This window comes from Psychrobacter sp. GTC18467, from assembly GCF_055397455.1.
On sequence record NZ_AP038920.1, the window covers coordinates 1,651,021 to 1,674,794 of the forward strand.

Sequence of the window (23,774 nt, forward strand, 5' to 3'; positions counted from 1 at the left end):
TGATTTATCGGTTAAACCAAAAAACCCATCATTGCGATGGGTTTTTTATTTTTTCATCTTTTTTATCAGGGTTTTAAAAACCATGTTAACGTGGTTAGGCGACCAAAACGCGCCTTGAAATGTCTTGATAAATTTCTGACTCAAGTCTTGGGCCAAATTGCTGAATCACTTGCGCGGCAACTTCACTGGCAAGGCGACCGCATTCATGAAGGCTATAATGCTGCGATAAGCCAAACAAAAACGCGCCGGCATAATTGTCGCCTGCGCCATTGGTATCGACCACGTTAACAACCGGCGTTGGAATGTCAAAAAAGACAGGCTCAAGGTTTGGCTTTTGAGTCATTTTTTGGGCAATCAGCGCGCCATTTGCGCCATCGGTGATGACTGCAATGTTGCAGTAGTCAAGAAGTGCTCGCGCTGCCGCTTTGAGCTGTTTTTTATCGGTGAATAATCGCGCCTCTTCGCTGTTGCAAAAAATCACTTCAACGGTATTGCCAAGCATATTTAATAAGCCCTCTTTGGCAAATTTAACCACGGCAGGGTCAGCAAAGCTTACCGCGATTTTGGCGCCATGAAGCCCTGCTTGCTGACGCAGCTGAGTCATCGCCGGCTGAATGCTCTCAGACATCGCCAAATAGCCTTCTAAATACAGCCAACCGGCTTGCGTTAAGGCGTCAAAATCGACGTTGTCGGCGCAAATCTCACTCGACGTGCCAAGATAAGTTTGCATCGTGCGCTCGCCATCATGAGTGACCGCCACCACACAAGAGCCGGTCACGCCGCCGTCATGGATCGATTTGTCAGACGTTGCTACGCCGGCTTGGTTTAAATCTTGCAAATAAAATTGACCTTGAGCGTCGTCACCCACGCGGCAAGCATAGAACGGCTTTCCGCCCAAGCTTGCAAAGGCAAACATGGTATTTGCCGCTGAGCCGCCGCCGGCTTGCTTGGAGGGCGCAATGTTGGCAAGCTGAAAATAGGCAAGCAATTGCTGCTGCTCATCAAGAGTGGCAAGGGTCATGTTGCCGCGCGTCAACTCGGTTTCTTCAAGTTCAGCATCACTTAACACAAACTCATGGTCAACCAAGGCATTGCCAATCGCCATCACATCAAACATGGCCGTCTCCTAAACGAAGTTAAAATAAAGTTAAAATCAGTTAAAATAAAAAATTACGAATTATCATTTTGCGATTGCAGCTCAAGCAAGCGCTGATAAAGGCTGTTTTTTTTCACGCCGGTAATGTCAGCGGCAAGGGCAGCCGCTTTTTTTACGCTTAAATCTTGCAGTAATCTGAGCAATAATTCATCAAAATTGTCCGCATTATCGTCTTCTTGCTGAGCGCCGGCAACGACCAGCACAATCTCGCCGCGCTGCTGATTGTCATCGTTTTTAACAAAATCAATCAGCGCTTTTAGCGTTGATTTATAAACGGTTTCAAAGGTCTTGGTCAACTCTCGGCAAAAAGTAATCACGCGCTCCTCACCAAAAACGCTTGCTAAATCCTCAAGGCTTGCCAAAATTCGGTGCGGTGCTTCATAAAAAATGAGCGTCTCGCTTCGTGATTTAAGCAATTCAAGCTGCTTTTGACGGCCGTGCGCTTTTGCCGGTAAAAAGCCAATAAAGCTAAAGCGGTCAGAGGGCAATCCTGCTACCGACAACGCGGCAATTGCGGCTGATGCGCCAACGATGGGGGAGACGCTCACGCCCGCCGCGTGCGCTGCTTGAACCAATTGAAATCCAGGGTCGCTAACCAGCGGCGTTCCGGCATCACTAATCAGCGCCACTGAATGACCATTTTGAATCATTTCAATCAGCTTGGGCGTTTGCACCGCGCTGTTATGCTCATGATACGCCCACAATTTTTGGTGCTGGCTTTCGTTATCGGCTGCCAATTGTTTGGTGGCAATGTTAAAATGGTCAAGCAGCTTTTTTGAGGTTCGCGTGTCCTCACAAGCAATAATGGCAACGCTTTTGAGCACCTCGATGGCGCGCGGCGTCATGTCCTGCAAATTGCCAATCGGCGTTGCCACAATGTAAAGCTGCGCCTCAGCCCTTGCTGTATTGACCAAATCGTTTGTTGCCATCACTTTTACCTTTTATAGCGTCAATCATTGCGCGGGGCAAAATCGAACTCAAATCCGAACAGTTTAGCATGATATGCTATGATGAAAAGAATTTGCAAAAAATTATGATGACAGCTTCCCAGTTTAAACTTTGACCCGATGGCTTTTTTGGATAAAGCGCTCATCGACAACGCTTGAGTTAAAAAAATGCCAAAAAAACCGCTAAAGCTTACCAGTGCTACTCAGCAATCAGGGGCAACCTTTGAAGCGCTGGCTTGTGAGTATTTGCAAAACCAAGGTTTAACCCTTATCGCGAAAAACTGGCAGCAACATAAAGTGGGCGAGATTGACCTTATTATGATGTCGGCAACGGAAAATAACGGCTTGGCAACCTTGGTATTTATTGAAGTTCGTAAACGCCGAGCGTCCAATTTTGGTAATGCGGCGATGAGTGTCAGCCCTGCTAAGCAAAAAAAGCTCATTAAAACCGCGCAATATTTTTTACAGCAGCACCCACAGTTTGCCGATTACGATTGCCGTTTTGATGTGGTGGCATTTGACGGTAACAATTTAACGCCAAATTGGATTGCCGGCGCGTTTTTAGCCCAAGCTTGGTAAAGTTTGTTGCAAAAATTAAGAAGAATTTTTTAAAGCCGAACATTAGTTTTTAAAAGGTGTCATTAGCAGCGATTAAGTAAGTTATCAACAAGTTAACGTTACCAAACATATTATCTAATTTTGTCATTTTTCAGTAAAGTAAGCGCCACCAGTGCCCACTATTCTAAAAGATTACCTTTAAAAGATTATTTAAGCCCTCAGAGGTATCCCATGACCCAAACCAACTCTTTTTTTCGCCAAGCTTTAGTCGCCGCTACCATTGCGAGCACATTACTTGCTACCGGCTGTACGACCAATTATTTGACCAACAGCACCAAAGGCACTTATGGCGTTCCGGCAACCGAGCGCACCATTCCGCAGCGCTTGCTTGACCGCAGTATTGAGCACACCGCCAAAGTCAACATTTACGGTCTTGAGCAAAATTTGCAGCAAAGCAGCCGAATGAGCATTGATAGCTTTAACAGTGAAGTGCTGCTGTCAGGAGAGGTGCCAAGTGAGGCGCTCAAAGAGCAAATCGGTAAAGTGGTGGCTTCCATGCCAGACGTCCGCCGCGTTTACAATGAGCTTAAAGTTGGGGTGGCGCGCGGGGCAAGCGCAACCGTTCACGATGGCTATATCAGCTCCAAAATTATGGCAAAAGTTGCCGCAAGCAACGCCCTTAAATCCTCGCAAATCAAAGTAGTTACTAATGATGGCATCGTTTATATCATGGGGCGCTTGACGCCAACTCAGCAAAGCAATTTGATTGACATGGCTAACAAAACCGCAGGGGTTATTGAATTGGTACTGATGACCACGCTGGTTGATGATTCAGGATCACCAATTAATGACAACGACATCATGTTTGAAAATAAAAGCTCGCTTGCTGCAAGTCCAAGCCCCGCGCCCGTAGTCAACTCCCAAACCGAGTATCAAGACATAAGCGACAACCAAAGTCGAACCCCCGTCATCGTGATTGATGAAGAAGACTTAGCGCCTTAGCCATTGTTTGGTTGTTAAATTTCACTTAAAAATTCATAACAAGACTTGCCTATAAATTGCCAATGATCGTTTTATAATAGCATTTAAAGCGAGACGCAATTTACAAGGCGGGCTGCTATGAACAAGACCAAATCTATTACCGCTTGGGCAATCAGCATTTATCAACCCCGCTATGGTTATAGGTGGCAAATTGCTCAATCAACGCGGCAGGCAATTGTGCAAGTAATCAGTTTGGGCACTTTACTGATACTGATGATGGGGCAAAACGCTTTCGCTTTTTCAGGACTTGAGGCGGTAAACCGAATCAGCTTAGCAGGGGGCGTTAGCGTTCAAAAAGACATCCCGTATGGTGATGAGGCGATGCAATATTTGGATTTGTATTTCCCAAAATCGCTGTCGCAAAGCTTTGAAGATAAAACCGCGGTGACCACAAGCTATCCTTTGGTGGTTTTTGTTCACGGCGGCTCTTGGAAAAATGGCAGCAAAGAAGATTATGCGTTTGTTGGTCGCAGCCTTGCTAAAGCCGGTTATATTACTGCGGTGATTGATTATCGCAAAGCGCCGGATCATGTTTATCCGGATTTTGTGACCGATACGGCTAAAGCCATTGCTTGGAGCTACCATAATGCGCCAAGCTTTTTTGCTAATCCTGATAAAATGGCGGTGATGGGGCACTCGGCAGGGGCATTTAACATGATGGCGGCGGTATCTAATGCCGATTTTTTGGCGCCCTTTGGCATGAAACCAAACGACATTAAAGCGGTCATTGGCATTGCCGGTCCTTACAGCTACGATTTTCGCCGTTATGGGGGCAGTGAGGCATTTTCAGCCGATGCCGACCCCAATGTCATCATGCCCAATTATTTGGTGAAAGGGGTTCAGCCCAACTATCTATTATTGACCGCTGAAAAAGACAAGTTGGTTCACGACTCTGATACGCAAATTATGGCTCGCGCGCTAAAAGCTCATGGGGCGGTTGTAACCACCGGGGAAATTAAAGGCGCCAGTCACGCCACCAGTATTGGCGCCATGGCAACCCCTTTACAGTGGCTGAACGACGTTCGCGCTCAAGTTTTGAGTTATTTATCCGCTGAACTTTAAGTTAAGCTTGGTAGGCGCTGATTGATGCTAAAAAATTGGCAAATCGAGGTGAAGATTGACCTACTGAGCCGAAGGGAACTTTGCTATAATAGCGCCATTTTATATAAGGCTTGATTGTTAATGATAATTGAGCTGATTTTGTGATTTTTTATAGGATAAATTATGACCGCTGATGATTTGATTGCTTTTTTGCAGCAGCATTTTCCCGATGCGTTTATTCAAGCCGCCAATCAAGGCAATAAATTTGACGTTCGCGTGGTTGACGCAAGCTTTGAGGGCAAACGCCTTGTTGCTCGTCAGCAAGCCATTTATGCACTGGTCAATGACAAAATTGCCAGCGGCGATATTCATGCGCTTAATATCCAAGCGCTTACGCCTGCGGAGTGGGACGCTCAGCAAGCTCACTAAATGTTATTAACGCATGACATGCCGTTGTCAGCGTTATTTATAAGCTCAGTTTTTATAAGTCAGGTTGTCACAATTTATGGATCAATTTTTAATCACCGGTAGCAGCCGCATCGCGGGGGAAGTTACTATTTCAGGGGCAAAAAATGCCGCGCTGCCCTTACTTGCTGCCATGATTTTGGCAAAAACCCCGATCACGCTGTTAAACGTGCCGTCATTACAAGATGTGCAAACGCTCATCAAGCTGATTGCCGGCATGGGGATTGACATTGAAAAAGACGGCTCAGTGGTCACTTGTGATACCAAAAATATCAACAGCTTTTACGCGCCTTATGATCTGGTTAAAACCATGCGAGCGTCTATTTTGGTGCTAGGGCCGTTGCTTGCGCGCTTTGGTGAAGCTGAAGTGTCGCTACCGGGCGGCTGCGCCATTGGCTCGCGACCGGTCGATCAGCATTTAAAAGCCTTTGAAGCCATGGGCGCAACCATCACCGTTGAAAATGGCTACGTCAAAGCGCAAGCGCCAAAAGGCGGAAAACTGCTTGGCTGTAACTTTTCGTTTGATATGGTGACCGTGGGCGGTACCGAAAACGTCATTATGGCGGCAGCGTTGGCAAAAGGCACCACGGTTCTTGGCAACTGTGCTTTAGAGCCCGAAGTCGTTGATTTAGCAAATATGCTCGTTAAAATGGGCGCAAAAATTAGCGGCATTGGCACAGCAACGATGACCATTGAGGGCGTCGATGAGCTTCACGGCTGTGAATATTCCGTCGTTCCTGACCGTATTGAAACCGGTTCGTATTTGGCAGGGGCGCTCATGACCCGCGGCGATGTTCTGACCAAAAACACCAAGGCGGAACTTTTAATTCCCGTGCTTGAAAAATTTGAAGCAATGGGTGCCACCATCACGACAGGTGACGATTGGATTCGCGCTCAAATGAGCACTCGACCAAAACCTGTCGATATCCGAACTCAGCCGCACCCCGGTTTCCCAACCGACATGCAAGCGCAATTAATGGCGGTTTGCTGCTTGGCAGATGGCACCAGCACCATCATCGAAAATATTTTTGAAAATCGCTATATGCACGTGCCAGAGCTGAAGCGCTTAGGGGCGTCTATCAAAATTGACGGTCATACTGCCGTGGTGATGGGGGTGGAAAACTTTACCGCAGCGCCGGTAATGGCAACGGATTTGCGCGCTTCGATGTCACTGGTCATGGCAGCAGCAGCGGCAGAAGGCGAAAGCTTAATCGACCGCATTTATCATATTGACCGCGGTTATGAAGACGTTGAAAACAAACTGCGCGCCCTTGGGGTGACGATCAAGCGTATCAATTCAAAAGATATCTGATACACTTAACCCTCAGCTAAGCTTAAACGCTTGGCTGACTTCTTATTTTTTATTAAATTTTTACTGTCAACTCAGTTAAACGGATTTTATGATGACCCAGACGCCAACGCTGAAACCTGCCGATGCCGATACTGCTTATTCGCAATTTGATGGCTTAACGCTTGCGCTGTCCAAAGGTCGTATTTTAGATGAAACCATGCCGCTGTTGAAGGCGGCAGGGATTGAGCTATTAGAAGACCCCTCAGCGTCGCGAAAGCTGATTTTTCCAACGACCAACCCCAACGTTCGCGTGCTCATTTTGCGGGCAAGTGACGTTCCAACCTACGTTGAGCACGGTGCGGCGGACTTTGGCGTTGCCGGAAAAGATGTTTTACTTGAGCATGGTGCAAGCCACGTTTATGAGTTGCTTGATTTGCAAATTGCCCAATGTAAACTCATGACCGCCGCAATCAAAGACGCGCCACTTCCTAATCGCCGACTCCGCGTTGCCACCAAATACGTTAACGTTGCCCGAGCTTATTTTGCCAGTCAAGCTCAGCAGGTCGATGTGATTAAACTTTATGGCTCGATGGAGCTTGCGCCGCTTGTTGGTCTTGGCGATTTAATCGTCGATGTGGTCGATACCGGCAACACCTTGCGCGCTAATGGTCTTGAGCCACGCGACCATATTTGCGACATTTCCTCACGGCTCATTGTCAATCAGGTCAGCTTTAAGCGCAAATTTGCCTTACTTGAGCCGATTTTAGACAGTTTTAAAGCCAGCATTGCCAAAAGTTCTACTAAAAACTGATTCAGTTTAAAAAATTATTTTAGCCATAATGAATGTTAGCAATAGCAGCAAAGTTTTTAGACGATGCTAAACTCAATCGATATTTCTTCTTTTTTACTTCCTTGAACCGTTCACAACAAAGGATGCGCCATGCGAAAGCTCAACTCCCAAGATGCCGATTTTGAGCAGCAATTAAGCCAGCTGCTTGCTTTTGAGACCGTTAATGATGCTGAGTTATTAAGCGTTGTTGATGACATCATCGCGCAAGTTCGCCAGTATGGTGATGATAAAGTATTGGAGCTGACGCAAAAGTTTGATGAGCATCCTGCCAAAACGATTAGCGATTTGGACATTTCAAAAGACAAGCTAAAAGCGGCGTTTGAGGAGTTAGATAGCGACTTAAAGTCGGCATTAACCACTGCTGCCGACCGCGTTAAACAGTTTCATGAAAAACAAGCCCAGTCGTCTTGGCAATATGAAGACGATTTGGGAAATATGCTAGGTCAAAAAGTGACGCCGCTTGATCGCGTCGGTATTTATGTTCCGGGCGGCTTGGCGTCTTATCCGTCGTCCGTTTTAATGAATGCCATTCCAGCAAAGGTCGCCGGTGTCAAAGAAATCATCATGGTCGTCCCTGCGCCAAAAGGCGTGTTAAATCCACTCGTTTTAGCGGCCGCTCATTTATCTGGCGTTGACCGCGTCATCACGATTGGCGGCGCTCAGGCGGTGGCGGCGTTGGCTTACGGTACCAAAACCATCCCGCAAGTGGACAAAATCACCGGTCCCGGTAACAAATTTGTTGCCGCTGCCAAACGCGCCGTTTTTGGTCAAGTGGGCATTGATATGATTGCAGGACCTTCTGAAGTGCTCGTTTATGCCGAAGGCGAGGCGGCAGACCGCGCCGATTGGTTGGCGATGGATTTGCTGTCCCAAGCGGAACATGACCGCGTGGCGCAAGCAATTTTTGTCACTACCAGTCCCGAGCAATTAAAAAACGTCGAAATGGAAATTGAAAAAGCGCTTGGTGAGCTGCCAAAATCGGACATTGCTCGCGATGCCTTGCAAAATCGTGGCGCGCTGATTTTGGTGAAAGACCGCGCTGAGGGGCTTCGCGTGATTAACCAAGTTGCTCCTGAGCATTTGGAATTGTCCGTTGATGACCCAAATAGCCTGATTGACGACATCCGTCACGCCGGCGCGATTTTTATGGGTCGCCACACGCCAGAGGCCATCGGTGATTACTGCGCAGGACCTAATCACGTGTTGCCAACGTCAGGAACGGCGCGGTTTTCCTCACCGCTTGGTGTTTATGATTTTCAAAAAAAATCGTCGCTGATTTATTGCAGCCAATCGGGTTGCAAGCCATTGGCAAAAACGGCAGACGTTTTGGCACAAAATGAAGACTTGGACGCTCACGCTAGATCAGCGCGCTACCGCTATCAAGATTAAAACACCTATTGGGCTTTTAGTAGGAAAACTCATGGATACTTCCGGCATTGATACCCGCCTTTGGTCAAAAAAAGCACAATCGCTGTCACCTTATGTCCCCGGTGAGCAGCCAAAACATGACAATTTATGTAAACTCAACACCAATGAAAACCCATTTCCGCCTTCACCAAAAGTGAGCGAGGCAATTAGCGCGGTGCTTAATAATCAAGCTGACCCGCTAAAATTATATCCGGCGCCTGAATCGGACGAGCTTCGTCAAGCTTTGGCTGATTTTTATGGTTTAAATAGCAATCAAGTGTTTGTCGGTAACGGCTCTGATGAAGTATTAGCGCTAGTTTTTGCCAGTTTCTTTTTAAAGGACTTGCCGCTATTAGCTCCTGATATCAGCTATAGCTTTTATCCGGTTTACGCGCAAACCTTTGGCGTTGAGTTACAGCAAATTGCGCTAAGCGCTGACTTTAGCATCAACCCTGATGACTATCAGCAGCCTTGTAGCGGTATTATCATTGCCAACCCAAACGCGCCAACCGGAATGTTAATGCCGCTATCAGCGATTAAAGCGCTTGCCAATCAGCACCCGAATAGCGTCATTGTCATTGATGAAGCTTATATTGATTTTGCGCGCGATGGCAAAGATGCGGTTTCAGCAGTCAGCTTAATTAATGACTTTGATAATATCTTAGTCACTCAAACGTTTTCAAAATCGCGCTCGCTTGCAGGGCTTCGCGTGGGCATGGCGTTTGGCAACCCGTCGTTAATTGAAGCGTTAACGCGAATGAAAAACAGCTTTAACAGTTATCCGCTGGATAAGTTGGCGCAAGCAGGAGCAACGGCAAGCGTTCTTGACGGTGATTATTTTAATGACATTTGCCAAAAAGTGATTGAGCTTCGCGAAGCATTAACGAGTGATTTAACTCAGCTTGGCTTTGAAGTTTTACCCTCGCAAGCAAATTTTGTGTTTGCCAAACCAAGTAATACGTCAGCAGTCGAGGTCGCTTCAAAACTTCGTGAGCAAGGTATCATCGTTCGCCATTTTAATCAGCCGCGAATTGAGGATTATTTACGAATTACCGTTGGAACGGCAGCGCAAAATCAGCGATTGATTGAAGCGTTAAAAGAATTGGTTTAACACTAAAAATGATCATAAAAAAGCTTACTGTGACGGTAAGCTTTTTTTATAAAAGTATTATTTTAAACGGCAGCGCTTTAAACTATCTTGGCTGGCTAGTTTGACTGACTAAGTACCGTCAAAACATTGCCCACTTTATCCAAGCATTCTTGGTATTCCGCCGCACAGTTTGACGCCACCGTAATGCCGCCACCTGCCCAAACGCTGATTTGCTTTTGACCATCATCATTAACGCTTGCCTGCAAAGTTCGGATTAACACGTTCCATTGACCGCTGCCATCAAAGTTCATAAATCCCATCGTCCCGCAATAGGCGCCGCGAGCTTGATTTTCAAGGCTTGAGATGATTTCAACCGCGCGTTTTTTCGGCGTTCCGGTGATTGACCCTGCCGGAAGACTGCCAAACAAAACGGTTAGCGGATGGACAGTTGGCTTTAAAGTGGCGGTGATGGTGCTGACCAAATGATGAACGTTGCTAAAGCTTTCAATGGCAAACAGTTTAGGGACTTTCACACTGCCAATTTGCGCATATTTTCCCAAATCATTGCGCAGCAAATCGACAATCATCACATTTTCGCTGCGGTCTTTTTCACTGTCCTGCAATTTTGCTTTGAATTGCTCGTCCTCAAAAGCATCGCGACCGCGTGGTACAGTACCTTTGATGGGTTTGGTAGTAATGGTTAAGTGATGATTATTTCGATTGAAAGTAAAAAATAATTCAGGAGAGCAGCTTAATAATTCAAATCCCAAATTATTTTTATGCTGATTTTCTAAAGCACCATTTTGAAAATAGGGCAGGGCTAAATAGCCGGCAAAGGGCGCTTGGGTTTTGGCGTCCAGCATCGGCAGATAATCAATCAACGCCGTAGACTCAAAAAGCGGTTCACTTCGCCAAGCTTGGGTGAGATTGATTTGGTAGCAATCGCCATTTAATAAATAATTTTGCGATTGCTCAAACGCCATTTGATAATCGCTAATCTGCCAAGCTGCTTGTAAATTTAGTGGTAACGGTTGATTTGTGGTCGCTGAATTTGATGCCAGTTGCTCATTAAAAGCATCTAGATAGCCAATGAGCTGATTAATTTTTGATTTTTTTGACCATTCAGATTTGGGCTGATGGATCATTAATTGCCAAAATTTTTCATCATTTTTTTGCACAGGTTTAAGATAAATGTCGTAATGACCAAGCATGGCGCAGGGTTGATTTGGTGCTTGTTGAATATCGGCGTTCGGGCTGAGCTCATTTGCCGAAATATCATAGCCGATAAATCCCATCAAGCCGTGATGATAGCTTGGGTTGTCTTTAATTTCATAAGCTTGATTGGGTTGCTTAAAGTTATCAGTATAATCAATCAATAACTGCTGCCAAGCCTCATAAGTCACTGTTGAGGCTTGAACGGTGGGCGAATCATCACGGCAAATGGTATTAAGATGATAAAGCGCTTTGCCATCATCATTTTTTTGGCTAGAAAAATATAGCGACCAACTCACCTTTGGCAAAATTCCAATGACCGGTTCGCCATTGTTGTGAAACCAAATCATTTGCCAAGGTAAGTTGCTATCTTGAGCGCTCAAAAACTTTTGTAGCTGAGTCACCAGTTCCGCCGCCGTTAAATTACCAAACGAACAATAAAGCGGCAAAGAAAAATCAGCCACCGATGCGGCAGCTGAGGTTGAATTTGATGATTTATTCATAAAAAGTGGTTCATAAAGACTTAATTTTAACAGGTTATTCAGCAAACTTTTTGATGATTAAGGTGGCGTTAGTACCGCCAAAGCCAAAGCTGTTGCTCATGATGCTATCAAGTTTAACATCGCGTTTTTCGGCAACAATATCAAAGTCTTGAGCATCTTCATCAAGGTTTTCAAGATTGATGTTCGGTGCGATAAAGTCGTTTTGCATCATCAGCAAGCAATAAATCAGTTCTTGAGCGCCAACTGCCCCTAAGCTGTGACCGGTCATGGATTTGGTTGAGCTGATGGGCGGCACGTTTTTGGCATCCTCACCAAATACTTTAGCAATCGCCCCAAGTTCGGTAATGTCACCAAGCGGCGTGCTCGTGCCGTGGGTGTTGATGTAATCGACCGTTTCAAGACCGGCTTGATGTAAAGCTTGCTGCATACAGCGAACCGCGCCTTCACCGCTTGGGGCAACCATTTCAGCACCGTCCGAGCTTGCGCCGTAACCGACGATTTCAGCTAAAATAGTTGCGCCGCGAGCCTTAGCGTGATCCAAACTTTCAATAACCACCATCGCGCCGCCGCCAGCAATCACAAAGCCGTCGCGGTCTTTGTCATAAGGTCGCGAGGCTTTGGTTGGCGTGTCGTTGTACTGGGTGCTCATTGCGCCCATAGCGTCAAACATACAAGACTGCGTCCAGTCCTCAGCTTCACTGCCGCCTGCCAGCACCACATCAGCTTTGCCAAGTTGGATAAGCTCTGCAGCGTGACCGATACAGTGCGTTGAGGTGGCACAAGCTGAGGAAATTGAATAGGAAATGCCTTGGATTTTAAGCCCTGTGGCAAGTGCGGCTGATACCGAGCTGCTCATGGTTTTTGGCACTGCCATTGCGCCCACGCCGCGAAGCCCTTTATCTTTCATCGCATCAACAGCATTGGTAATATCAAAAGTTGACGCGCCGCCAGACCCTGCAACCAGTGCCACACGCGGATTGTGATTGATGGTATCAAGGTTGAGTCCTGATTGCTCAATGGCCGCCAAAGCGCTGACATAAGCATAAAGGCTGGCATCACTAAAAAAGCGCTTCAGCTTTCGGTCAATTTTTGAGGTATCAAGCGCTGATTTGTCAATACTGCCGCTGACTTGCGACTTAAAGCCGTGCTCAGCATAGCTTTCGTTAAACACAATTCCTGATTGCCCCGATTGCAGCGCGGCTAATACGGACTCTAAATCTTGACCGATGCAAGAGACGATCCCTGCTCCTGTGATGACGACTCGGTGCATAAAGTATTCCTTTTATATCTTATTTTGGTGTGGGTTGGGCATCGACAAATCTTGCTAAGATTGCCCTAAAAATAAACAAAAATTCTTGCCACATCATACCGCAAATTACAGATCATGGCGCAAATAAAATTCAGCTTTTATGCTTTTGTCAGCGATAAGGCTTGGAATAGGGTCATTTGATTCGCGATACTTTTAGATACAAATTTTACTAGCGCCATAACATTGTTAACACTGACAAAGGCGCTCAATATTTTTTAAGATAATTAGGCATTGTTAAGACATTAATTAAAATTTAGTGCATAATTTTAACAGGGTTTTAATAACCCTGCTTTTTACTATAAACAATCATAAAAACCATTATTTTATTGGATAAGGACGTTGTCATGGCAAAGCAAAGTACGCTGTCTCAAGGCATAAGCTTGGTAGGTCGAGTTACGCGAAACAACCTTGAGCGCGTTGGCGCATTAATCGATACGGTCAATGCAAAAACGGATAAACCGACCCAGTTTACAGCCGTTGACCTAAATAATGCCGAGTCGCAGCAGGATTTATTCCGTGAGCAAACGTTAAAAACGACCGAGCAGCTGATAGGGCCGCGTTTCGCCACCTATGGTAAATTCGCTAAAAAAGTTGTTCCAGATAAACTGATGCAATCAGCACTTGATGGCGCGTTTGGGCAAGTGGCAAAGCTTGCAGACAGTTGGAGCCAACTGGATTTGCCCAATGAGCATCGTTTTTCAGATGTTGCAAGCCTTGATGAGGAAGAGCGTAACGCCCTTGTTAAAGCCATTGCCAACCAAAACCGCGCGTTAGCTACGCTTGGCGGCGTCTCGGGACTTGCCGGCTTGCCAGGAATGTTTGCTGATACGCTATGGCTGCTTTTAGTATCGCTAAGAACCGTTTATCAACTTGCCGCTGTTTATGATAAGCCGCTTACGGGCAAGCAAGGCGTCAAAATGGCTTATGAGCTGCTTGCGGCGGCTGATTTGAGCAAAATGCAAGAAAAACAAGCGCTGCTTGCCGGAATCAGTGTTGGCAAAGGGCTTCTTGACAATGCCCAAAGCCAAGGGCTTCATAACGAGCTTCAAAACTTAGGGCTTAAAAATCAAAGCGTTAACTATTACGCCGAACAAATTGACAACATTGCAAGCCAAGTAGGTATTGATTTAGACAGCATTAACTTATCATGGATTCGCAAACTCTTACCGGTCACTGCCGTTATCGTGGGAATGCGCTATAACAGTCACTTGATTGAAGAAGTGATTGGAACCGCAAAAGCGACTTTTGGTCCTGAGCCTAAGCTTGCTCAAGCGTTAATCACCGATGACAGCAAGAGCGAAGCGTCAATCAGCGACCTAAAAAATAGCGCCGATAACGAAGATAAAACAGACAGCAGCGATAAAGGCACTGATTCTAAAGCGGACAGTGACAAGGCGAAGCGTGACGCTAAAAATGGCGAAAAAGATAGCAACGCTTCACAAGATAAAGATAATCACTCTAAAACCGATGCTTCTCAATTAGACGTTAAAAAAGACAGTAACAAAGACGACAAGTCCGACAGTCAAAAAGACGATGAGACTAGCCATAAAAAAGATGACGCCAAGCAAGACGACAATAAGGCAGCGTCTAAAAAAAGCGAAAGCAGCGCCGTCAAATAAGTAGAGTAATTAAAAAAATTCACCTATGAACTTTGCGATATGAAAGGGATGATTTAAATTGTCCCTTTTTTCATGGCAGACTTTAAAAGCTTTGAATCACCTCCATAATAGCGCTTACAAAATCAGTGTTTTGATGGTTTTTTACAAATTATTAAAAATTGCGGTTTTAGCTGTCTCATAAAATTGCGGGCTTTATCACGCTTGCAAGATGCTAGATAAGTGGTTGAAATAGCAGCAACATATCTTTATAATATACTGTCCTAAAAATGGGCGCCATTGCCGCGAGCTATATCGCAGCTTTAGCACCATTTTTTTGTTTTAGACTAAACGGGAGAAGGATGCCTTATGGCAACAACTAACCAATTGATTCGTAAGGGTCGCAAAACCATCAAGGAAAAATCAAAAGTTCCTGCGTTACAAGCGTGCCCACAGCGCCGCGGTGTTTGCACCCGCGTTTACACCACCACCCCTAAAAAGCCAAACTCAGCAATGCGTAAGGTTTGCCGTGTTCGTTTGACTTCAGGATATGAAGTATCAAGCTACATCGGCGGTGAAGGTCACAACTTACAAGAGCACAGCGTTGTGTTGATTCGCGGCGGCCGTGTAAAAGACTTGCCAGGTGTTCGTTATCACACCGTTCGTGGCGCTCTTGACTGTGCTGGCGTTAAAGACCGTAAACAAGGTCGTTCAAAATACGGCGCGAAAAAGCCTAAAGCTTAATCTCTTTTAATAAGAATTACTGTTTTTTGACTTTTTTACCCCCATATTCACTGTGCATGGTTTTACCATGCAGTAAGGCTGACTGACAGCAGCTGCTAATATGATGCTGTGAATGTCAGACGCTCCTGAAGACAAGGAAATTTATTATGCCAAGACGTCGCGTTGTCGCTGCCCGTGAGATCCTTCCTGATCCTAAATTTGGTAGCAAAACTATCGCTAAATTCATCAACCACGTTATGATTGATGGTAAAAAATCAACGGCTGAGCGCATCGTTTATGGTGCTCTTGACACGGTAAGCCAAAAACGCAACATCGAAGATCCGGTTGCTTTTTTTGAAGACGTGCTTGAAAACGTTCGCCCAATGGTTGAAGTAAAAGCCCGCCGCGTTGGTGGTGCCACCTATCAAGTGCCAATGGAAGTACGCCCCTCCCGTCGTACCGCATTGGCAATGCGTTGGCTTGCTGAAGCGGCCTCTAAGCGTTCTGAAAAATCAATGGCCCTTCGTTTAGCCGGAGAGCTTGCTGATGCTTCAGAAGGTAAAGGTAACGCCATGAAAAAACGTGACGAAGTTCACCGTATGGCTGATGCGAACAAAGCGTTCTCACATTACCGTTTCTAATATTATTGTATTAATTAGCCTTCATCGATTGATGATGACTAAAACTTGCTGTTAATTGATTTTTTTCTTGATTAACGGCAAGTCATCCTTATTTATAGCTCGATTATCAAATTCAATTATTAAAACCTGATAGCTTTGTATTTAAAGTTTGACGTTGGCGGCAGTTAATAATTGAGATAATAAGTGCTAAGTATTAGCCGCAGGATTGATGCCAAGATATTGATGATAGTTGCTCAATTTGTCTGAAAACTCAGGCAATGACAGCTGTAAAAAGCAAGGGCTTGGTCTTTGTTTTTTTAAGTCTTTGGTAGAGATTTACAATACATTTATACATACATGACTTTCCTTAGGAAAACACTATGGCTCGTGCAACTCCCCTAAAGCGCTATCGCAATATTGGTATCTCAGCGCACATTGATGCTGGTAAAACGACCACTACTGAGCGTGTTTTGTTCTATACCGGTGTTAGCCACAAACTTGGCGAAACCCATGATGGCTCTGCTACCATGGACTTTATGGAGCAAGAACAAGAGCGCGGCATCACCATTGCTTCGGCAGCGACAACTTGTTTTTGGTCAGGAATGGCCCAGCAGTTTGATGAACATCGCATCAACATCATTGACACCCCAGGTCACGTTGACTTCACCATCGAAGTTGAGCGTTCTATGCGTGTTCTTGATGGTGCTTGCATGGTTTACTGTGCGGTAGGCGGCGTTCAGCCACAGTCTGAAACCGTTTGGCGTCAAGCAAACAAGTATAAAGTACCACGTCTTGCGTTCGTCAACAAAATGGACCGCGTTGGGGCTGACTTTTACCGCGTTGCTGAGCAAATCAAAACTCGCCTTGGCGGCAAACCGGTACCTTTAGTGATTCCTATTGGTAAAGAAGATAACTTTGAAGGCGTGGTTGACTTAGTCACCATGAAAGCCATCTATTGGGATGAAGCCTCTCAAGGCATGAAGTTTGAAGAGCGCGACATTCCTGCTGAGCTTCAAGACAAAGCTGAAGAATACCGCGAAATGCTTGTTGAAACTGCGGCTGAAGCTTCAGAAGAGTTGATGGAAGAGTACTTAGAAAACGGTGAGCTGCCTGTAGAAAAAATCCATACGGCACTTCGTCAGTTGACTATCGATAACGAAATCATTCCACTGCTTTGTGGAACAGCCTTTAAAAACAAAGGCGTTCAAAAAATGCTAGATGCGGTTATTCAGTATCTACCAGCACCAATGGACGTTCCGGCGATCAAAGGTATTTTGGACGACAAAGACGAAACTGAAGCGACTCGTGAAGCCTCTGATGATGCCCCGTTTGCTGCTCTAGCGTTCAAAATCATGAACGACAAGTTCGTTGGTAACTTAACCTTCGTTCGTGTTTATTCAGGCGTTTTAAAGCAAGGTAGCAGCGTTTATAACCCTGTAAAAATGAAGCGTGAGCGTGTTGGTCGTATCGTTCAGATGATGGCAGATGCTCAGCAAGAACTTCAAGAAATCCGTACCGGTGACATTGCCGCCCTCGTTGGTATGAAAGATGTGACCACGGGTGACACGCTTTGTGATGAAAACAACATCATCACCCTTGAGCGTATGGAATTCCCTGATCCGGTTATCAGCTTAGCGGTTGAGCCAAAAACTAAAGCTGACCAAGAAAGAATGTCAATTGCTTTGGGTCGCTTAGCTAAAGAAGATCCTTCATTCCGCGTTCATACGGACGAAGAGTCAGGGCAAACGATCATCAGCGGTATGGGTGAATTGCACCTTGAAATTCTTGTGGATCGTATGAAGCGTGAATTTAACGTTGAAGCGAACATCGGAGCGCCTCAGGTTGCTTACCGTGAAACTATTCGCAGCACCGTTGAGCAAGAAGGTAAATTCGTTCGTCAAACCGGTGGTCGTGGTAAATTTGGTCACGTTTGGTTACGTCTTGAGCCGCTTGACCCAGCAGGTGACGTTGAGTACGAATTTGCTGAAGAAGTTGTTGGTGGTGTGGTTCCAAAAGAATACCATGGCGCCGTTGACAAAGGTATCCAAGAGCGCATGAAAAATGGTGTTCTAGCAGGCTACCCCGTAGTTGGCGTTAAAGCAACCCTTTATGATGGTTCATACCATGACGTTGACTCGGATGAATTGTCATTTAAAATGGCAGGCTCTATTGCCTTTAGAAAAGGTTTCTTAGCCGCCGATCCTGCACTTCTTGAGCCAATCATGAAAGTTGAAGTTGAGACTCCAGAAGACTATATGGGCGATATCATGGGTGACTTAAACCGTCGCCGCGGTATGGTTCAAGGTATGGACGATCTTCCTGGCGGAACGAAACAAATCCGCGCTGAAGTACCACTTTCTGAAATGTTTGGTTACGCGACCCAAATGCGCTCTATGTCGCAAGGTCGTGCAACTTACTCAATGGAATTCCAAAAGTACGCGGAGATTCCAAAGTCAGTTTCAGAAGGCATCATTGCGAAATTCAACTCAAAAGATGATGATGAGTAAACAAAAATTGTAGCTTAGAAAAATAACGCAGTGTAGGGTAAATATGCCCTACATTGCGCTTAAGCTTTCTTAATGACTGATAAAGCGCTTGTTATTCATGAAAGAATTCTTATAATAGCTGCAACTTGTTTATCTTGTTTGATTAACAATTATTTTAAAAGTGGGTAGCCATTGGCTAATTAACCGCGGTTACCCCCAAATAAAGAGGACTACCCCATGGCAAAGGCCAAGTTTGAACGCAACAAGCCTCACGTCAACGTCGGCACCATCGGACACGTTGACCATGGCAAAACCACATTGACTGCTGCAATTGCAACCGTTGCTGCAAAAACCTCAGGCGGCGAAGCTAAAGACTACGCAGCCATTGACAGCGCTCCTGAAGAAAAAGCGCGTGGCATCACGATTAACACCAGCCACATTGAATATGACACTGCTGATCGTCACTACGCTCACGTTGACTGCCCAGGTCACGCCGACTACGTTAAAAACATGATCACTGGTGCCGCTCAAATGGACGGCGCTATCTTAGTCGTATCAGCCACTGACGGTCCAATGCCACAAACTCGCGAGCACATCTTGTTGTCTCGTCAGGTAGGCGTACCTTACATCATCGTCTTCATGAACAAATGCGACATGGTTGACGACGAAGAATTGCTTGAATTGGTAGAAATGGAAGTTCGTGAACTTCTTAACGACTACGACTTCCCAGGTGATGATACCCCAATCATCAAAGGCTCAGCTTTAGAAGCGCTAAACGGCAAAGACGGCAAGTATGGTGAGCCTGCGGTTCAAGAACTTTTGAACACCCTTGACACCTACATCCCAGAGCCTGAGCGTGACATCGACAAGCCATTCTTGATGCCGATTGAAGACGTGTTCTCAATCTCAGGTCGTGGTACGGTTGTGACGGGTCGTGTTGAATCAGGAATCGTTAAAGTTGGTGATGAAATTGAAATCGTTGGTATTCGCCCAACTCAAAAAACCACCTGTACTGGCGTTGAAATGTTCCGCAAATTGCTAGACGAAGGTCGTGCTGGCGAAAACTGTGGCGTTCTGCTTCGTGGTACCAAGCGTGAAGACGTTCAGCGTGGTCAAGTATTGGCAAAACCAGGTTCAATCACCCCGCATACCAAATTTGACGCTGAAGTTTACGTGTTGTCAAAAGAAGAAGGTGGTCGTCATACTCCGTTCCTAAACGGCTATCGTCCACAGTTCTACTTCCGTACCACGGACGTCACCGGTGCCATCCAATTGCAAGACGGTACTGAAATGGTCATGCCAGGTGACAACGTTGAGATGGGCGTTGAGCTGATCCACCCAATCGCGATGGACAAAGGTCTTCGCTTTGCAATCCGTGAAGGCGGTCGTACGGTTGGCGCAGGCGTTGTTGCCAACGTTCGTGACTAATCCAAGCGTTCGCTAGTGATTAAAAAAACCGTCCAAATAGGGCGGTTTTTTTATGATTAACTTTTAACTGTTTTTGAAGTAAATTGAATGAAGCTATTGTTTTTAAAGTTAAGCCTTGTTATATTAGCAATCGATTTCTAGCGTAGCTTTAAAAAACAAAGTGAAAAGGTATGAATCATTTTATCTTTAGTAGAAATCATAAAAACATCAGCTAAAGACTTGCAATATCGTCAAAATATTGTATAATGCTGACCTTTAACACCTATAGGCGATTGGCTCAATTGGTAGAGCATCGGTCTCCAAAACCGAGGGTTGTAGGTTCGAGTCCTACATCGCCTGCCATCTTTTTTATCTCTTTGTAGTCGCCCAGCATCGTGAGTCCATTATGAGCAATAAGCAGGATAACCTTGATACCAAGTTATCTGCAAGCGATAGGGCAGCTGGCGGACTATTAAGTAAACAGAAGCAAGATATGGCAGCAAGTTCAGCAGTCGAAGTCGCAAAAACCAGTTCAGCCAAAGACATCGTGCTTTGGCTTATTGCTATTGCCTTATTGATTGGCGCAACCTTAGTGAACCAATATCTTCCAGGGTATTGGCAGCCTGCAAACAATATCTGGACGCGAATTGGCATTATTGTTGCGTTAATTATTGCCGCAATTGTTTGCTTAGCGATGACCCATCAGGGCCGCGCGTTTAAGATTTTGCTAAAAGATGCTGGAATTGAACTTCGCCGTGTCACTTGGCCAAGCAAAGATGAAACTTTTCAATATACATGGCAAGTGATTGTGGTTATCGCGATTGTGGGCTTTGTGGTTTGGTTGTTAGATAACTTTTTTAATTGGTTTGTCGGTGTTTTTATTGGCTAGGCTTTGGTTGAATTAAACTAAGGTTAATCAATAAACGACAAGAAAAGATTAGGAGCGCCTTATGCGTTGGTATATTGTCCAAGCATTTTCAGGATATGAAAAACAAGTGCAGCGCTCATTGATCGAGCGCATTAAGCGCAGTGATTTTGCAGAATTATTTGGTGACGTTTTGGTGCCAACCGAAGAAGTCATTGAAATGAAAGACGGTAAAAAGCGTAAAAGCGAGCGTAAGTTTTTTCCAGGATACGTATTGATCCAAATGGAAATGAATGATGACACTTGGCATATTGTCAATGAGTGTCCACGGATCATGGGCTTTATTGGGGGGACTCCTGAAACTCCTGCGCCCATCACCCAAAACGAAGCCGATCGCATTTTAAATCGCTTAAATCAATCTCAATCAAGTCCTCGACCGAAGACGCTATTTGAGCCGGGTGAAGAATTGTTAGTGATTGATGGTCCGTTTACTGACTTTAAAGGTTTGGTTGAAAAAGTGGATTATGAAAAGTCCAAGCTTCAACTGACCGTAAACGTATTTAATAGACCCACTCAGGTCGAGCTTGAATTTAGTAAAGTTGAAAAGCTAAGCTAAATTATTTTTAATCGGGGAGCTTATTAAAATTAATAAGCGCTATCACCCAATAAGGAGACAATCATGGCAAAGAAGATTGATGGCTACATCAAACTACAAGTGCCTGCTGGCAAAGCAAACCCGTCACCACCAATTGGTCCTGCATTAGGTCAAAAAGGGGTGAACATCATGGCGTTCTGTAAAGAGTTTAACGCCGCCACCTCAGGTCAAGAGCCAGGATTACCTATCCCAACGGAAATCACCGTTTATAGCGATAAGTCATTCACGTTCATTATGAAATCGCCACCAGCGGCTTACTTACTTCGTAAGGCGGCTGGCATTGCTAAAGGTTCAGGCGCGCCAAACACTTCAAAAGTCGGCAGCGTTAACCGTGAGCAGTTAGAAGAAATCGTCAAAACCAAAGACGCCGATTTAACTGCAGCTGATCTTGACGCAGCGGTTCGTACCATTGCTGGTACTGCCCGTTCAATGGGTATTACCGTGGAGGGTGTGTAAATGAGTAAGCTTACCAAACGTCAAAAAGAAATTCAAAGCCGAATCGATAACGAAAAGCTTTATAGCCTTGAAGAAGCCGTTCAATTGCTCAACGATTTGCCACCAGCAAAATTTAAAGAGTCTATTGATATTGCCGTAAACTTGGGCGTTGATCCACGTAAATCAGACCAAGTGGTTCGCGGTGCAACCAATCTTCCTGCAGGAACTGGCAAAACCAAGCGCGTTGCTGTTTTTGCTCAAGGTGCTGCTGCTGAAGCTGCTAAAGAAGCTGGTGCTGACATCGTAGGATTTGAAGATTTGGCAGAGCAAATCAAAGCCGGTAACATGGATTTTGATGTGGTGATTGCTGCTCCTGATGCGATGCGAATCGTTGGTCAGTTGGGAACTATCTTAGGACCTCGTGGTTTGATGCCAAACCCAAAAGTTGGTACGGTTACGCCAAACGTTGCTGAAGCCGTTGCTAACACCAAAGCTGGTCAGGCGCAATACCGCGTTGATAAAGCCGGTATTATTCACACGACAATCGGTCAAATTGGCTTTAGCGCTGATCAAATTGAACAAAACGCTCAAGCCTTACTTACTGATCTAAAACGTGCTAAACCTGCCACTTCAAAAGGCGTTTACATTAAAAAAATCACGCTATCAAGCACTATGGGACCAGGACTGAGCATTGATCCTGTACCCTACCGCGTCGCAAAATAATTAGATTTTTTATAACAGTATTTTAAAAATTAGGTCAGCGCAGGCAACTGCGCTGTCTAAGACCGTAGGTAAAAGGCAAAAGCTTTTAGCTTAGCCTTTGTTAATTGATCGCAAGCGTAAGTTTGCATTGGCCTACGCAGACGGTGACCCAAACAGTTTATGATAGGTCGATAATTTTTATCTGCCGATGTTTATTCTGATAACGGTGCCGTAATCAGTCGTTATTTAAAGGCGGTTTGCTTTAAATAATGTGTCGTATCAAGTCAGCTTTTATTGAATGATAAAGGCTTGATAAGATTAAGGAGTCAACTTATGGCATTAACGCTAGAACAAAAACAACAAGTTGTGGCTGAAGTGTCTGAAGTTGCTGCTAATGCTTACTCAGCAGTTGCTGCCGAATATCATGGAATTGGTGTTGCGAAACTTACTAAGCTTCGTGAACAAGCCCGTGAAAAAGGCGTTGTTTTAAAAGTGGTAAAAAACACCCTTGCAAAACGCGCTTTTGAAGGCACAAAGTTTGAGTGTATGTCAGACGGTCTGACTGGGCCATTGCTTTTGGCTTTCTCAATGGAAGATTTGGGATCTGCTGCTCGCGTCGTTTACGACTTTAGCAAAGAAAACCCAACCCTTGAGACCAAATTGATCTCAGTTGGCGGTGAAGTCTTTGGACCTCAAGAGCTTGAGCGCGTATCGAAGTTACCAACTCGCGACGAAGCTTTGGCAATCTTGATGGCAACCATGAAAGCACCAGTGACCAAGCTTGCTCGTACTATGAAAGAAGTTCCTGGCAAGTTCGTTCGCACTGTAGCAGCAGTCAAAGATGCAAAAGAAGCAGCTTAATTGCTTGTTTTAACCCCTTGAAGTCAGTGCCCTTGGCGTTAAAAGAATACGCCTTTGCATTGGTGGCAATTATTAAATTTTATCAGAAAATCGGAGAGTTCTCATGGCACTATCTAAAGATGACGTGTTAAACGCAATCGCTGAAATGTCAGTAATGGATATCGTTGAATTAATCAGCGCTATGGAAGAAAAATTCGGCGTAACTGCTGCTGCTGCTGTTGCTGCGGCTCCTGCTGCTGCTGAAGGTGGCGCTGCTGCTGAAGAAAAAGACGAGTTTGACGTGATCCTAGCTGGTTTTGGCGACAAGAAAGTTGGCGTTATTAAAGCCGTTCGTGAAGCAACTGGCCTTGGCTTGAAAGAAGCTAAAGACTTAGTTGAAAGCGCTCCAGCTCCTATCAAAGAAGGCGCGTCTAAAGCCGAAGCTGAAGAATTGAAGAAAAAGCTTGAAGAAGCAGGCGCAACTGTTGAGCTAAAATAAGCTTAATTTTTCTTTATGAATATTTTTTAAAGAAAATTGCGTTAAAAAAAGCTGGTGGTGCGCTTGCGCTACCAGCT

At 45.2% G+C, this 23,774-nt stretch carries 23 protein-coding genes and 1 tRNA gene; 20 read left to right on the top strand and 4 right to left on the bottom strand.

The window, feature by feature from the left end:
• Nucleotides 1-94: 94 nt before the first annotated feature.
• Both ACZ5XY_RS07220 and rsmI read right to left on the bottom strand, forming a co-directional pair.
• Complete coding sequence (locus ACZ5XY_RS07220) at nt 95-1,117, bottom strand: adenosine kinase (RefSeq protein WP_464740299.1); 1,023 nt, start codon at nt 1,115-1,117, stop codon at nt 95-97.
• Between the two features lie 53 nt (nt 1,118-1,170).
• Nucleotides 1,171-2,085: a 16S rRNA (cytidine(1402)-2'-O)-methyltransferase gene (gene rsmI / locus ACZ5XY_RS07225; RefSeq protein ID WP_464740301.1), complete on the bottom strand. Its 915-nt coding sequence runs from the start codon at nt 2,083-2,085 to the stop codon at nt 1,171-1,173.
• 186 nt (nt 2,086-2,271) lie between these two features.
• Between rsmI and ACZ5XY_RS07230 the strand changes: the two genes are divergently transcribed.
• The 8 genes from ACZ5XY_RS07230 (at nt 2,272) to hisC (ending at nt 9,867) form a co-directional block, all read left to right on the top strand.
• The gene (locus ACZ5XY_RS07230) at nt 2,272-2,682 is read left to right on the top strand and encodes a YraN family protein (protein ID WP_464740303.1); all 411 of its coding nucleotides are present in this window, start codon (nt 2,272-2,274) and stop codon (nt 2,680-2,682) included.
• Between the two features lie 210 nt (nt 2,683-2,892).
• Nucleotides 2,893-3,663 (top strand): BON domain-containing protein, encoded by a 771-nt coding sequence (locus ACZ5XY_RS07235; protein WP_464740305.1) that lies wholly within the window; start codon nt 2,893-2,895, stop codon nt 3,661-3,663.
• A 117-nt stretch (nt 3,664-3,780) separates the two neighbouring features.
• Nucleotides 3,781-4,764 (top strand): alpha/beta hydrolase, encoded by a 984-nt coding sequence (locus ACZ5XY_RS07240; RefSeq protein WP_464740307.1) that lies wholly within the window; start codon nt 3,781-3,783, stop codon nt 4,762-4,764.
• Nucleotides 4,765-4,926: 162 nt separating this feature from the next.
• Nucleotides 4,927-5,172 (top strand): BolA family protein, encoded by a 246-nt coding sequence (locus tag ACZ5XY_RS07245; protein ID WP_464740309.1) that lies wholly within the window; start codon nt 4,927-4,929, stop codon nt 5,170-5,172.
• 76 nt (nt 5,173-5,248) lie between these two features.
• On the top strand, nt 5,249-6,520 hold the full coding sequence (murA, locus tag ACZ5XY_RS07250) for a UDP-N-acetylglucosamine 1-carboxyvinyltransferase (RefSeq protein WP_464740311.1): 1,272 nt from the start codon (nt 5,249-5,251) through the stop codon (nt 6,518-6,520).
• 88 nt (nt 6,521-6,608) lie between these two features.
• Nucleotides 6,609-7,310 carry an ATP phosphoribosyltransferase gene (gene hisG / locus ACZ5XY_RS07255; protein ID WP_464740313.1) on the top strand — a complete coding sequence of 234 codons (702 nt, stop codon included), beginning with the start codon at nt 6,609-6,611 and terminating at the stop codon, nt 7,308-7,310.
• 129 nt (nt 7,311-7,439) lie between these two features.
• A complete protein-coding gene (gene hisD / locus ACZ5XY_RS07260; RefSeq protein ID WP_464740315.1) occupies nt 7,440-8,738 on the top strand; it encodes a histidinol dehydrogenase in 1,299 nt (432 codons plus the stop codon).
• Nucleotides 8,739-8,769: 31 nt separating this feature from the next.
• Nucleotides 8,770-9,867, top strand: a complete 1,098-nt coding sequence (gene hisC / locus ACZ5XY_RS07265; protein ID WP_464740317.1) for a histidinol-phosphate transaminase — start codon at nt 8,770-8,772, stop codon at nt 9,865-9,867.
• Nucleotides 9,868-9,962: 95 nt separating this feature from the next.
• On the opposite strand, the gene ACZ5XY_RS07270 is transcribed toward hisC, so the two are convergent.
• Together ACZ5XY_RS07270 and ACZ5XY_RS07275 are read right to left on the bottom strand one after the other, a co-directional pair.
• Entirely contained in the window at nt 9,963-11,561 is a 1,599-nt protein-coding gene (locus tag ACZ5XY_RS07270) for an anthranilate synthase component I family protein (RefSeq protein ID WP_464740319.1), read from the bottom strand.
• 34 nt (nt 11,562-11,595) lie between these two features.
• On the bottom strand, nt 11,596-12,831 hold the full coding sequence (locus tag ACZ5XY_RS07275; protein ID WP_464740321.1) for a beta-ketoacyl-ACP synthase II: 1,236 nt from the start codon (nt 12,829-12,831) through the stop codon (nt 11,596-11,598).
• Nucleotides 12,832-13,214: 383 nt separating this feature from the next.
• On the opposite strand from ACZ5XY_RS07275, the gene ACZ5XY_RS07280 reads away from it, so the two are divergent.
• The 12 genes from ACZ5XY_RS07280 to rplL all read left to right on the top strand — a co-directional run bounded on the left by ACZ5XY_RS07280 (nt 13,215) and on the right by rplL (nt 23,697).
• Nucleotides 13,215-14,489: an EcsC family protein gene (locus ACZ5XY_RS07280; RefSeq protein ID WP_464740323.1), complete on the top strand. Its 1,275-nt coding sequence runs from the start codon at nt 13,215-13,217 to the stop codon at nt 14,487-14,489.
• A 345-nt stretch (nt 14,490-14,834) separates the two neighbouring features.
• The gene (rpsL, locus tag ACZ5XY_RS07285; protein ID WP_025646352.1) at nt 14,835-15,209 is read left to right on the top strand and encodes a 30S ribosomal protein S12; all 375 of its coding nucleotides are present in this window, start codon (nt 14,835-14,837) and stop codon (nt 15,207-15,209) included.
• A gap of 146 nt (nt 15,210-15,355) precedes the next feature.
• Entirely contained in the window at nt 15,356-15,829 is a 474-nt protein-coding gene (gene rpsG / locus ACZ5XY_RS07290; RefSeq protein WP_464740325.1) for a 30S ribosomal protein S7, read from the top strand.
• Nucleotides 15,830-16,188: 359 nt separating this feature from the next.
• Nucleotides 16,189-18,315 carry an elongation factor G gene (gene fusA, locus ACZ5XY_RS07295; protein ID WP_464740327.1) on the top strand — a complete coding sequence of 709 codons (2,127 nt, stop codon included), beginning with the start codon at nt 16,189-16,191 and terminating at the stop codon, nt 18,313-18,315.
• A gap of 216 nt (nt 18,316-18,531) precedes the next feature.
• A complete protein-coding gene (gene tuf, locus ACZ5XY_RS07300; protein ID WP_464740329.1) occupies nt 18,532-19,722 on the top strand; it encodes an elongation factor Tu in 1,191 nt (396 codons plus the stop codon).
• Between the two features lie 266 nt (nt 19,723-19,988).
• A tRNA-Trp gene (locus ACZ5XY_RS07305) sits at nt 19,989-20,064 on the top strand.
• Between the two features lie 43 nt (nt 20,065-20,107).
• Nucleotides 20,108-20,590 (top strand): preprotein translocase subunit SecE, encoded by a 483-nt coding sequence (secE, locus tag ACZ5XY_RS07310; RefSeq protein ID WP_464740331.1) that lies wholly within the window; start codon nt 20,108-20,110, stop codon nt 20,588-20,590.
• Nucleotides 20,591-20,651: 61 nt separating this feature from the next.
• Nucleotides 20,652-21,182: a transcription termination/antitermination protein NusG gene (gene nusG, locus ACZ5XY_RS07315; protein WP_464740333.1), complete on the top strand. Its 531-nt coding sequence runs from the start codon at nt 20,652-20,654 to the stop codon at nt 21,180-21,182.
• Nucleotides 21,183-21,245: 63 nt separating this feature from the next.
• A complete protein-coding gene (gene rplK, locus ACZ5XY_RS07320; protein ID WP_201533521.1) occupies nt 21,246-21,677 on the top strand; it encodes a 50S ribosomal protein L11 in 432 nt (143 codons plus the stop codon).
• A complete protein-coding gene (rplA, locus tag ACZ5XY_RS07325) occupies nt 21,678-22,379 on the top strand; it encodes a 50S ribosomal protein L1 (protein ID WP_464740335.1) in 702 nt (233 codons plus the stop codon).
• 312 nt (nt 22,380-22,691) lie between these two features.
• Complete coding sequence (rplJ, locus tag ACZ5XY_RS07330) at nt 22,692-23,219, top strand: 50S ribosomal protein L10 (protein WP_464740337.1); 528 nt, start codon at nt 22,692-22,694, stop codon at nt 23,217-23,219.
• Nucleotides 23,220-23,322: 103 nt separating this feature from the next.
• Nucleotides 23,323-23,697, top strand: coding sequence for a 50S ribosomal protein L7/L12 (gene rplL / locus ACZ5XY_RS07335; protein WP_201533515.1), 375 nt, complete (start codon nt 23,323-23,325; stop codon nt 23,695-23,697).
• Nucleotides 23,698-23,774 lie beyond the last annotated feature (77 nt).